The sequence below is a fragment of the Bacteroides sp. 1001302B_160321_D4 genome (assembly GCF_015667765.1).
Lineage (GTDB): Bacteria > Bacteroidota > Bacteroidia > Bacteroidales > Bacteroidaceae > Bacteroides > Bacteroides xylanisolvens.
Window position 1 is genome coordinate 1 of sequence record NZ_JADPLO010000028.1, and the last position, 13,510, is coordinate 13,510.

Genomic DNA, 13,510 nt, shown 5'->3' on the forward strand with positions numbered 1-13,510 from the left:
GTATAATATTATATTGAATCATTCCTTAGACCTAAATATATGTAATATTTGATTTAACCGCTAACACTGAAAAATACTAGAGAGATGGAGAATAATGACAGGCAGATTGAATTAAAGTTTCAGAGGTTTTTCACTGTAAATTTTCCAAAGGTAAAGAACTTTGCTCAAATGCTGCTAAAATCGGAAGCGGATGCAGAAGATGTGGCTCAAGATGTTTTCTGTAAGCTCTGGTTGCAGCCTGAGTTGTGGCTGGATAATGATAAAGAACTAGACAATTATATTTTTATAATGACTAGAAATATAGTTCTGAATATCTTTAAACATCAACAAGTAGAACAGGAATATCAGTCGGAAGTTATAGAGAAGACTCTTCTTTATGAATTAACAGAAAAGGAAGAGATCTTGAATAACGTATATTATAAGGAGATGTTGATGATTATTCAACTCACCCTGGAGAAAATGCCGAAGCGTCGGAGGTTGATATTCGAACTTAGTCGTTTCAGGGGATTAAGTCATAAAGAAATAGCTGATAAACTCGATGTTTCTATCCGAACAATAGAGCATCAGGTTTATTTGGCATTGATCGAATTAAAGAAGGTACTCCTCTTTTTTATTTTTTTTCTCTAATATTTTTAAGTAGTATGTATGTAGTAGTTGTATTTAGTGTATAAAGCCCAAAAAAGAAAGAAAAAGATTCATGAAAAATTATATTCAACAACTCGTAGAATTATTCGGCCATAATAGCTATTCAGCCGGAACACAGAAGAAAGTGCAACAGTGGTTGGCTGATGAGGAGCATGTTGATGAAAAGAGTGAGGCTCTTCGTGAGCTTTGGAAACAAGCAGGAGAACAGAAAGTGCCTGATGGCATGCAACAATCAATACAACGAATGCGGCAGAATCTGGGAATGCAGTCTATCACTTCACGTAGAAATTACCAGTTGCTTATATGGAGAGCTGCAGCTATTTTCTTGTTAGCAGTCTCATCCGTTTCTATTTATTTGATGTTGGAAAAGGAACGGCCGGAAAAAGATTTAGTTGAATGCTATATACCGACAGCGGAAATTCGTGAACTTACATTACCGGATGGTACAAATGTCATGCTGAATTCGAAGAGTATACTACTATATCCGGAAAAATTTACAGGAGAGACTAGAAGTGTATATTTGATTGGTGAGGCCAACTTTAAAGTGAAACCGGATAAGAAGCATCCTTTCATTGTAAAGGCCAATGATTATCAAGTTACTGCTTTAGGTACTGAATTTAATGTAAATGCTTATCCGGAAAATAGCGAACTGATGGCTACTTTGCTGGAAGGTAGTGTGAAAGTTGAATTCAATAACTTGCTGTCCAATATTATTTTAAAGCCTAATGAACAGTTGGTATATGACAAACATACGAAAGCGCACAATCTGCGGATGCCTGAGATAGATGATGTGACAGCATGGCAACGTGGGGAATTGGTTTTTAGTAATATGTATCTGGAGGATATTTTTACAAGTCTTGAACGCAAATTTCCTTATGCTTTTGTATATAGCCTTCATAGCTTGAAAAAGAATACATATAGTTTCCGCTTCTCCAAACAGGCGAATCTGGAGGAAGTTATGAAGATTATATCGCAAGTTGTAGGAAATGTAAACTATGTTATCAAGGGAAATAAGTGCTATGTAACTAGTAAAGAATAAATATATTGTAGAACCTTTTAAATTTAATACGTAATGCAAAAAAATACCCGGAAGGAATGGCCGTTCCTCCCGGATATGAAATCAATCTCTTTTAATATTAGCGTAATATTGACGCTATTCTGAATGATCCTAGAATAATAACCAATTAACTAATACTAAAGATGCTACAAATCTACGAAAAAATAGCAGAAAAAATAGCTCATAAGCGGGTCTTTCTCACTTTTTTAAGTCTTATTCTTATACAGACTTTCGCTTTGGCTCAAAATGATAGTAAAATAACTATCCAGCAAAAAAACATCACTGTCATTGATGCCTTAAAAACTGTGGAAAAACAGTCCAAAAAGTCTATAAATTATAGTGATTCCGAATTAAAAGGAAAAGTAATAGCCCAGTTAAACTTGCGGAACGCATCCCTCGAAACCGCACTTGATACCATCTTAAAAGGGACGGGCTTTTCATTCCAGATTCAAGGTAACTACATCATAATAGCTGAAAAGAAGCCTGTAGTTGCACAAACCCTTAAAAATATCAAAGGAAAGGTTACTGATGAAAGCGGTGAACCGTTGATTGGAGTAAATATATCTGTGGATGGTAGTTCTACAGGTACGATTACCGATTTCGATGGTAACTTTACGATCAAGGCGGCAGAGAAATCTATTCTCAAAGTATCTTATATCGGATATGCTGCACAGATAATTCCTGTTTCCAAGAAAGATTTCTATCCGGTTGTAATGAAGCAGGATACAGAAGTGCTCGATGAAGTTGTTGTGACGGCATTGGGTATCAAACGTGCAGAAAAGGCGTTGTCTTACAATGTACAACAAGTCAAGGGAGATGCTTTGACTACGGTAAAAGATGCTAACTTCGTAAACTCGCTGAACGGTAAGATAGCCGGAGTGAGTATAAACAAAAGTGCTAGTGGAGTTGGTGGTGCGACACGTGTTGTAATGCGTGGTGCAAAATCTATTGAAGGTGATAATAATGCTTTGTATGTGGTGGACGGTATTCCTTTGTTCAATACCAATATGGGAAATACCGACAGTGGTATTATGGGTGAAGGTAAGGCCGGAACAGAAGGAATCGCCGACTTCAATCCCGAAGATATTGAAAGTCTTTCTGTTTTGAGTGGTCCTTCGGCTGCTGCGTTGTATGGTAGTAGTGCCGCTAACGGTGTAATTTTGATTACCACTAAAAAAGGAAAAGAAGGAAAACTTTCAGTGCAGTTCTCTTCTTCTTCAGAGTTCAGCAAAGCTTATATGACTCCTGAGTTTCAAAATACGTATGGTAACAAAAAAGATATGTATGAAAGCTGGGGTGAGAAACTGTTGACTCCTACAAGTTATGATCCTAAGAAGGATTTCTTTAATACCGGAACAAACTTTATTAATTCGGTTACGTTGACCACCGGTACGAAATCGAATCAGACTTTTGCTTCTGTTTCTTCTACCAATTCCAAAGGTATTGTGCCTAATAATGAATATGATCGTTTGAATTTCACAATCCGTAATACGGCAACTTTCCTTAATGATAAATTACAACTCGATTTAGGTGCGTCGTATGTGAAACAGAAAGACAAGAATATGGTATCGCAAGGACAATATTGGAATCCGGTGATGGCCGCCTATTTGTTCCCTCGTGGTGAAGACTTTGATGGAATTAAGTCATTCGAACATTTCGATGAAAGCCGTCAACTTCCGGTTCAGTATTGGCCGGTGGCAGATCCGGTATATGCTTCACAGAACCCTTACTGGACTGCTTATCGCAATGTAGCTACGAATGAAAAGAGTCGTTATATGTTCAACGTAGGGTTGACTTATAATATTACCGATTGGTTGAATGCGACAGCCCGTTTCAGAATGGATGACACACATGTATTGTTTGAACGCAAGATTTACGCTTCATCCGACGATAAATTTGCGGAAGGAAAGAAAGGACTGTATGGATACAATAACTATGAAGACCGTCAGGAATATGCCGACTTTATGTTGAACGTAAATAAACATATAGCTGATTTCAGTATTTCTGCCAATGCGGGTTGGAACTATTCTAACTATTGGGCATTGGAGAGAGGATACAAAGGGACATTATTGGGAGTGCCCAATAAATTTGCGGCTTCTAATATCGATCCGGCTAATGGTCGTATCTCAGAAAAGGGTGGTGATAGTCGTGTACGTAATCATGCTGTTTTTGCCAATTTGGAACTTGGTTGGAAGAGTATGCTTTATTTGACGCTGACCGGACGTAATGACTGGAATTCACGTTTGGTGAATACCGATGAAGAATCTTTCTTCTATCCCTCAATCGGTCTGTCCGGGATTATTTCCGAGATGGTCAAATTGCCCGAATTTATCTCTTACCTGAAAGTTCGTGGTTCGTATACGGAAGTCGGTGCGCCTGTATCCCGTTCGGGACTGACTCCGGGTACGGTAACTACCCCTATTGTGGGTGGTGCATTAGATCCTACCGGTATCTATCCGTTTACTGATTTCAAGGCAGAGCGTACAAAGTCATACGAATTTGGATTAAGTCTGAAGTTGTGGAATAAATTAAGTGCGGAGGTAACCTACTATCATTCTAATACATACAATCAGACCTTCTTGGGTGATCTTCCGGAATATACCGGATACAAGCAGATTTATTTGCAGGCCGGTAATGTGGAAAATCGTGGTTGGGAGGCTTCATTAAGCTATTCCGATCAGTTTAAGTTCGGATTAGGAATCTCTTCAACATTGACATTCTCTCGAAATATAAACGAGATTAAGGAGATGGTTGAAAACTATCATACGGATTTGATGGATGAACCGATTAATATTCCGGAGGTTTTGAAGGATGGTGGTCGTGTCATCTTGAAAGAAGGCGGAAGTATCCACGATATTTATGCCAACACCTTCTTGAAGAAAGACCACCTGGGATATGTTGAGGTAAAGAGCGACGGAACCTTTGGAATGGAAAAGGGGGAACCTGTTTATTTGGGAAAAACTTCTCCTGACTTTAATCTGGGATGGAGTAATATGTTGACATACAAAGGCTTTGGACTCGGATTCCAAATCAACGGACGTTTTGGTGGCGTGGTGACCTCTTCTACAGAGGCATTGCTTGATCGTTTCGGTGTGTCCAAACGTTCGGCTGAGGCTCGTGAAGCGGGAGGCGTATTGTTGAAGGGACAAGGTCTGGTAGATGCGAAGTCTTATTATCAGATGACAGGTACGGGAAATTATGAAACTTCCGGTTACTATGTATACAGTGCCACCAATATTCGTTTGCAAGAACTTACCTTTAGCTATACTATGCCTAATAAGTGGTTTGGTAACGTGTTGAAAGATGTTACAGTTTCGTTTATAGCCAACAATCCTTGGATGTTGTATTGCGAAGCTCCGTTCGATCCGGAACTGACTCCTTCCACTAGTACTTACGGACAAGGTAATGATTATTTTATGCAACCGAGTGTTCGTAGCTTTGGCTTCGGTATTAAATTTAAATTATAATACACCTTCTTTATTATGAGAAAAATGAATCATTTTAAACTATTAGCGGTGATATGCGCAATGACGCTATTTGCCTCATGCAATTTTGAAGAAATCAATACCAACCAATTTGAGATGAGCGACGGAGAAGGTGCGATGGATGGTTTTGAAGTCGGAGGGCTGATTACAGCTATGCAACGGACAGTGATTCCCGTAGGCACACAGGCTGATGATACAGATGTTATCAATGAATATCAAATAGCTTATCATCTGTCGGCCGATAATTGGAGTGGATTTTTTGGCGAGAACAACAGTAACGGTTGGAACGCAGGTAGTAACAATACTACTTATTATTTGTTGGACAATTGGATAAAAGCGACCTATACACAGTCTTATACCAATGCTCTTGATCCTTGGAAGAAATTGAAAATAGCGTCCGAGAAAAATGGTACGCCCGAAGTCTTTGCTTTGGCTCAAATTCTGAAGATTTCCGCTTGGCACAAGACACTTGAAAGTTTCGGTCCGATGCCTTATTCTCATGCGGCGGACGCTACAATGAACATTCCGTTCGATTCGGAGAAAGAGGTGTATACGGCGATGTTTGAAGAATTGACCGCAGCCATTGAAGAATTAACAGAAAAGGCGGAAAATGGGGTGAATGTAATGGGCGCTTATGATGCGGTATATGCCGGAGATGCTACCAAATGGGTGAAATACGGCAATTCGTTGATGCTTCGTTTGGCTATGCGTGTCCGCTTCGCTGATGCGGAACTGGCGAAAAAGTATGCTACTCAAGCAGTAAATCATTCTATCGGCGTGATGACGGCTAAGGATGATGCGGCTCAAATGAGTCAAGGAGCGGGTATGACTTTCCGCAACAACATTGAATGGCTGGCAGGCAACTATAATGAAGCTCGTATGGGTTCTTCCATCTTTTCTTATCTGATGGGATATGAAGACCCGCGTTTGAGCGTTTATTTTTTGCCGATGGATGGTAATGCCTCTTATGGTGTTGAGGCTTTCGACGGAAAAACGTATCAAGCGGTGCCGGCAGGGCATGCCAATGCGCAGAATGACATCTACAAATCTTGCTCAAAGCCCAATATTCAAAGTGGAACTCCTACATATTGGCTGCGTGCATCGGAAGTTTATTTTTTGCGTGCGGAAGCAGCTTTAGTGTGGGAAGGTTTCGGCAGTGCGGATTCATGGTATAAACAGGGCATTGATATGTCTTTTCAGGAGAATGGTGTGACCGATCCTGTAGACGATTATATGAATTCCAATTTGTCACCTCGGGCATATGTTTTTTCCCATTATCAGTATGGGCAAACACTTTCTGCTCCGTGTGAGACTACTGTCAAGTTTGAAGGAACAACAGAGCAGAAGTTGGAAAAAATTATGATTCAGAAGTGGATTGCTTTGTTTCCTAACGGACAGGAAGCGTGGACGGAATGGAGAAGAACCGGTTATCCGAAGTTGAATGTCATTAAGACTTTGAAAGGAGCAGTGCAAGGCGCAACTCTTGAGGGCGGTATTCGCCGTATGATTTATCCCACCAGTTTTTCTCAGACTAACGAGGGAAAGGCTATTTATGAAGCAGCCTTGAAGTTGTTCAATAACGGTGCAGGTGGCGAAGATAAGTCTTCTACCCGTTTGTGGTGGGATTGTAAGAGATAACCTACATGTATCATTTTAATACAGATGAAGAATATGAAATCATTAAGAAAATTGTTATATATTATTCCATTGACAGGCATGATGGTAACTTCTTGCATGGATGTGGAGAATATTGAGATAGACCATATAGGCGGGTATGCCACAATGAACAATGCGGAGAGTGAGGCATATTATGCCAATCTGCGCGCCTATAAGGCGACTGCTTGGAATTACAATCGTCCCGTAGCTTTCGGATGGTATTCCAATTGGGCGCCTGCTGGAGCTTATCGAAGAGGATATCTCTCTGCTATGCCCGATAGTATGGATTTTGTTTCAATGTGGAGTGGCGCTCCAGGACGTTATGAAATCACTCCGGAGCAGAAGGCAGATAAAGAGTTTGTGCAAAAGGTGAAAGGAACGAAACTGTTGCAGGTAAGTCTGCTTTCTTATCTTGGTAAGGGTGCGACACCAAATTCGGTATACCTCGAAGTGGAAAAACAAGCGGAGGAAGAAGGCTGGTCGGCGGCTCAATTGGAAACGGCGAAGAAACAAGCCCGTTGGAAATATTGGGGATTTGAAGGTCAGTTTGAAAGTGAAAACCATTATGCATGTCTGGCGAAGTTTGCCAAAGCTCTGTGCGATTCTTTGTATGCAAACGAATGGGACGGTTATGATGTAGACTGGGAAATCGGTAGTGGTGTGTTTGATATGGATGGCACATTGAGTCAGAATAAGCATTTGATTCATTTGGTTAAAGAAATGAACAATTACATTGGCCCGAAAAGCGATCCGGAAGGTAAAGGACATAAAATGATCTGTATTGATGGAAATATTTATGGGCTTACCCGTGAATTGGATGAGTATGTCGATTATTGGATTATACAAAGTTATGGTAGTTCCAATCCCGGTTTTGATGGTTATGGCGTTGATCCTAAGAAAATAATCTGCACAGAGAACTTTGAAAAGTATGCCACTAATGGAGGTCAATTGCTGAAGCAGGCTGCTGCTATGCCGCGAGAAGGTTATAAAGGTGGAGTAGGAGCTTATCGCTTCGATAATGATTATGACAATACGCCAAATTATAAATGGATGCGTCAGGCTATTCAAATCAATCAGCGGGTTTTCAATGAATGGAAAGCGAAACAAAACGAAGCGGAAAATAAACCGCAGGAATAAGTGGACTTATAAAATTCTAAAACAGTAAAAAGATGATGAATAAACATATATTCTATTATTTGATGGTAGGTAGTATGGCGTTATTGTTGGGCGCTTGCAACGACAGCATGAATGACCTGCTGGAGCCTAAGGTTTATTTCGAAAGCAAGGAATATAATTTCTCGGTGGAAGATGAAATGGATGTAATGACATTTGATCTGGTTTCAAGACTCTCGTCAGCAACTTCCTCTCAGGTAGACGTATCATATAGTGTAGCCGAACCAAGTGTAGTAGACGAATACAATGCAAAGTATGGCACAAATTATGAGATGCTTGATGTTTCGCAGGTAAAGCTAAGCAGTACGACATCTTCTATTTCGAGTGGAAAATTGTATGCGGATAATGTAGAAGTCGAACTTTCCGGGTTAGAAGCTTTGAAAGCCGGGAACTCGTATGTTTTGCCTATGCGGGTGCATTCGTCTTCGGTGTCGACTCTTTCCGGAACAAACATTGCATATTTCTTTTTCTCCAAACCGTTGAAAATTACCAAAGCTGGTAACTTCAGTAATCACTATATTTCTGTGAAGTTCCCTGTCGGTACTTTCTTTTCGTCATTCACTTACGAAGCATTGATTAATGTGGATTATTTCCTCGATAATAATACGATTATGGGAACTGAAGGTGTGATGATCCTCCGTATCGGTGATGCGGGAGGAGGAATTACTCCTAAAGATTATTTGGAAGTGGCCGGAAGACAGAACTACCGTGTAACGAAACCGTTGTTAACAAATCGTTGGTATCATGTAGCGTTGACTTATGATCAACCGACAGGAAAAACAGGCATTTATGTAAATGGTGAGAAATGGGCTGGTTCAGATTGGGGGATTGACGGTTTTGATCCGAATTCGGATATGGGTTTTTATATTGGTAGAATCTATGGTTTCAAGTGGGGTGAACGTCCATTCCATGGTAAAATGAGTGAAGTCCGTGTTTGGAGTGTAGCCCGTACGGAAAATCAACTTAAGCAGAATATGCTGGGTGTTGACCCTGCTTCAGAAGGCTTGGCACTTTATTATAAACTAGACGGATCGGAGACTCAGGAAGGTGGAGTTATCAAAGATGCCACAGGGCGTATAAACGGTACTACAAATGGAATTACTATTAAGACGTTGGATGCTCCGATAGCTATCAATTAATGGAACACACAAATTTGTGAGAGATTTTGCTCTTTGCATTTTTGAATATGAGTGAAAGCCTGCTTACTGAAAAGATAATATTCTTTTGGTAAGCAGGTTTCTTTTATTTATGTTTGTTTTATGAAGAAGTTACTATTTCCCCTGTTTATATCTTTTCCATCTAAATGTTTTTGCCAGTACCTTTATACATATAATTTATGCGGTTCATGTAAACCAATATGTAAACCGGAAAAATACGAATAAAATCTGTTGAATCCATAAAGCGAAGATATTACGGAGAAAGCTTTCTACTGTAATTATGATCTTTTTAGGGAACTTTTCAGATAATGATTGGCGCTGCTTCCAATGACATAAGATTACAGACGAAGGTGGAGATAAAATAGGAGATATTATCTTTGGCAGTTCGATATGTTCTAAGTACATTTGTTTCTTCTAAAAGAAATGAATGTTCAAGATGAATATGGAAGAAAGTAATAACGGAAGCAAGAAACTGCAAATACGCAATAGTACGGCTGAATTTCTTATTTTTCAGATAGAGAATAAAGAAGAAGGCATTGAAGTGCTTTATCAGGACGAAACTTTGTGGCTGACGCAGAAGACGATGTCGATATTGTTCGATGTTGATATACGCACAATTAATGAACATTTGAAAAATATATATTCGCAAGGAGAAGTAGATAAGAATACAACTATCCGGAAAAACCGGATAGTTCAAAAAGAAGGTAATCGGAATATTTCTCGTGAAGTTTTTATTTATAGTCTTGATGCCATCATTTCAGTCGGCTATCGCGTCAACTCCGTGCGCGCCACTCAATTTCGGCAATGGTGTACATTTATACTTCGGCAGTTTGCCATTCGTGGATATGTCATTGATAAAAAGCGAATGGAGAACGGATCATTCATCAATGAAGATTACTTTGAACATTTGCTTGCTGAAATCCGGGAAATACGATTGAGTGAGCGACGTTTCTACCAAAAGCTAACAGATATTTATGCTACCAGCATAGACTATAACCTCAATGCCCCGACCACACGTTTGTTTTTCAAAAAAGTCCAGAACAAAATGCACTATGCAGTTCATGGACACACGGCGGCAGAACTTATTGTAGAGCGTGCCGATGCAGAGAAGGAACACATGGGACTAACTACCTGGGAGAAAGCTCCTAACGGAAAGATTGTAAAAACAGATGTGTCGATAGCAAAGAATTATTTGAAAGAAGAAGAACTGGAGTCAATGGGACGGTTGGTCAATGCTTTTCTGGATTTGGCAGAAGACCGGGCAAAGCGGCATATTCCTATGACAATGGAAGACTGGGCGAAACGCATAGACAAATTCTTGGATAGCGATGACCGCCCGGTTTTAAATGATTCAGGAAAAGTTTCTACTGAACAAGCGAAAGAATATGCGGAAACTGAATTTGAGAAATATCGTATCATTCAGGACTGTTTGTTTCAGTCTGATTTCGACAAGTTTAATACTGGTGATACACTAGACTTTGTGGATGAAATTAAATAAGATTACCCCTATTCATCTATGAAACAAAACTCTCAAATTTAGATCTCATAATGATTTGTACCTGTTTTATTGTCATACTGTCAGGAATACATTCAAGTAGATGAATATCAACCTTCTATCACCTGACAATAACCATTGATAATAGGCTGACAATAAAATATCCAGACTTTTATTGTCAGCCTTGCTTTTATCTCTTATGATAGCTTTATTACCTGATAAACAGTACCTTTATAAGTATGCTTCGAAGGAATACCGCATTTTTGCAGCAATCTCCCGAAGTGGTATACTTTGTTATCAGACAATGACATACCGCTTTTCTTCTTCAGATAATTCAATATTTCAACCGGAGTAAGAAATTCCCCTTCCTCTTTCGTTTGTGCAGTCTTGAAATACTGGTAAAACAATTGCAACATAGCCGGTGTCTGCTCAAACTCACGGTTGTTTTCCGTCATAATCTGCTCATCCTCACTGTCAAACCAGTAGCGTTCGCCATGATGAATCTCGTGCATGGCTTGTGCATAAAGCTGTTCATAATCTATCGGCTGTGTAGTGTCGATGTTTCCCGTCACTTCAATACAAATGAAACGGCGGCTTCCCGAAGGATCAGTCAGCAAATCCTTCTGATTGCTTGTGCCGATAAATGAAGCATACCGCTGCAATTCAAGTACCGAGCGACCGTGCGGTTTCCGTAGATTGACCACAGGCTTTTGAAGAATATGTTTCAGAAATCCTTGTTGTGGCAGCGTTATCTGGTCAAACTCATCGATATTGATGAGCGCAAACCGATTCAGATACAGTTCTGCATCCCGTTTATGGCTGAAATCAATGCTGTCTGTATAGTAAGCGCGAAGCGCAGGCGGAATCATTTCACGGCAGAAAGTTGATTTATGAGTTCCCTGTCGGCCCACTAATATGGGCGACGTATTGTTTGCGTGCATTTTATCTACCCCTCTCCAATGTGAAACCATATTCAGGAACCAACGGTGGAAAAGCAATTCCCAATGCGGATTTTTGCAAGGAACCCTGTTTGCCAAAGCATGAATACGGTCTTTGCCGTCCCAATGAGGCAGATGGAACAGGAACTCTTCCAATGGATTGTAGATCGGCACACGGTTGGAATGTAAGTATCGGTCTATGTCCCTGTCCCATACGCCAATACCTTCGGATTGGGCATCAAGCATGATGCTGTTTTGTGCCCGTTTGTCAATAGGATGAAAATAAAACTGAAACGAGAAACGCTCCCGGTATTCCACTTCCCCGATCTGCGTATTATAACGGAACTCATAACGGCGATTCATAAATTCGTCCATCTGCAGGCTAAGGCGTTGCTCTTTAGTCAGGCAGTTGCTTTTGGGCACTCCCTTACATTCTTTGTATACGTTTCTTATCATCTCGCGTATCAGCATCGGATTTTTTCTTTTGTAATAACGCATGATGGTTCGTCGGGTTACCTCCTCTTCCGGGATGCCGGAGTAGTAACAATTTTCGGCAAGCGGGACTACTAACGTTTGCAAATCATGATCATTCCGATGCCAGTCTGTTTCCATTTCTTCGAATGTCTTCCGCAATGCTGCTTCATAAAGCAATGCTACTGTATCTTCCGTGTCATACCCCGGCAGTGCTCGATTCAGTGGAGATGCTTCAGTGCTCGATTTCTCATGATAAGTCATCTCGCCGGGCATACCGATGGGTTGTGAAAGATAGAAGGGGACAGGAGTGGGACGGTAAATCAAGTCCGGATCATAACTAAGACGTGAGAATTGTTCCAGTTTCGGCTCTTTCAATAGAATGTTGAAGGGAAGTTGAGGCTGATAACATTTAATGGCAAGCCGGTAAGCATGTGCCTGAAACACTTCGGCTTCTTCCGTTGTTTGCGGTAAAGTACCATCCGGACGGGTGAAGCAAGTCCATATCTTGACACTTTTACCACTTGCACCCATAAAAGCCAGCATTGTTTGGGGAAGTTCGGCTGCCTTTTGCTTCACGATTTCCACTTCTGTCTTTCCGGCTAGCGGGCCGATGGTCAGTTCTACAATGCCATTGTAGGTTTTCATTCGTTTCACTCCGTTCACTCGCCCGAAGGCTGCTGCGGGAATCACTCGTGGTAGTTTGTTGGCGAGGGAACAAGGCTCGTCGGGTAGAACAAAATGCAGGGCCTGACGTAATCCGGTTACCGGGCGGAGCTTGGTTTCTTTTTTCATTTTTTCTATCAGCAAGTCGATGTCTGTCACGCTTAGTGCCTCCGTATCTCCGTTTTCCCTGATTTGTGTAATCTTCATTTTTCTTCTCTTGATATTTAATGAGAGTAAGTGTTTGTTATTGGTTTCAAAGGTACGGATAAGGTACTTGTAAAACAAACTATTTGCGCTTTATCGCGATAAAGAATGTGTTTTCTTGTTATACTCTATTCAAGAAGGCGGACTTGAAACATTAACAAGTAAGTAAAGATATGCTCGCCACTGTGTATTGTTGCATAAAGACACCGTTATTCTTACGTTAACTTACCGGTATTGGTAGTTCGCCACGGCCGTGACGAGATCTTCCCACGGCCGTGGTAGGAATTCGTCACGGCTGTGGAAAGAAGTCACCACGGCCGTGGGAAGGTGAAGATACCGGCACTTTAGCTGAACAATACTGTTACTTTAGCAGAACAATACCTGCTTCTTTAGTGAAAGATACCAGATGTGCAGCATTCATTTAATGGGGGCGACATTCACTTCGTAGCGAGTTTATATTTCTTATACGCTCTTTGCTAATATTGAACTTCCTCTCTTTCAATACAAAACTTCCTGTATTTATTTCCGTATTTCCACTTTGTTTCGAAAAAAAAGCATATCTT

The 13,510-nt window shown here is 40.6% G+C and carries 8 protein-coding genes; 7 read left to right on the forward strand and 1 reads right to left on the reverse strand.

Annotated elements, in window-relative coordinates:
• The first annotated feature begins 84 nt into the window (after positions 1–84).
• The 7 genes from KFO40_RS12280 (at position 85) to KFO40_RS12310 (ending at position 10,671) form a co-directional block, all read left to right on the forward strand.
• On the forward strand, positions 85–627 hold the full coding sequence (locus KFO40_RS12280) for an RNA polymerase sigma-70 factor (RefSeq protein WP_004314638.1): 543 nt from the start codon (positions 85–87) through the stop codon (positions 625–627).
• Between the two features lie 70 nt (positions 628–697).
• Positions 698–1,684, forward strand: a complete 987-nt coding sequence (locus tag KFO40_RS12285; RefSeq protein ID WP_008645190.1) for a FecR family protein — start codon at positions 698–700, stop codon at positions 1,682–1,684.
• A gap of 161 nt (positions 1,685–1,845) precedes the next feature.
• A complete protein-coding gene (locus KFO40_RS12290) occupies positions 1,846–5,169 on the forward strand; it encodes a TonB-dependent receptor (protein WP_008776416.1) in 3,324 nt (1,107 codons plus the stop codon).
• A gap of 15 nt (positions 5,170–5,184) precedes the next feature.
• On the forward strand, positions 5,185–6,825 hold the full coding sequence (locus tag KFO40_RS12295) for a SusD/RagB family nutrient-binding outer membrane lipoprotein (protein WP_087316993.1): 1,641 nt from the start codon (positions 5,185–5,187) through the stop codon (positions 6,823–6,825).
• Positions 6,826–6,858: 33 nt separating this feature from the next.
• Entirely contained in the window at positions 6,859–7,980 is a 1,122-nt protein-coding gene (locus tag KFO40_RS12300; protein ID WP_117811326.1) for a glycoside hydrolase family 18, read from the forward strand.
• 32 nt (positions 7,981–8,012) lie between these two features.
• Positions 8,013–9,155 carry a DUF1735 and LamG domain-containing protein gene (locus KFO40_RS12305; protein ID WP_004310490.1) on the forward strand — a complete coding sequence of 381 codons (1,143 nt, stop codon included), beginning with the start codon at positions 8,013–8,015 and terminating at the stop codon, positions 9,153–9,155.
• Positions 9,156–9,600: 445 nt separating this feature from the next.
• Positions 9,601–10,671 carry a virulence RhuM family protein gene (locus tag KFO40_RS12310; RefSeq protein ID WP_211146411.1) on the forward strand — a complete coding sequence of 357 codons (1,071 nt, stop codon included), beginning with the start codon at positions 9,601–9,603 and terminating at the stop codon, positions 10,669–10,671.
• A gap of 194 nt (positions 10,672–10,865) precedes the next feature.
• Here KFO40_RS12310 and KFO40_RS12315 read toward each other — a convergent pair whose 3' ends face one another.
• Positions 10,866–12,950 (reverse strand): BT4734/BF3469 family protein, encoded by a 2,085-nt coding sequence (locus KFO40_RS12315; RefSeq protein WP_211146412.1) that lies wholly within the window; start codon positions 12,948–12,950, stop codon positions 10,866–10,868.
• Between the last annotated feature and the right edge of the window lie 560 nt (positions 12,951–13,510).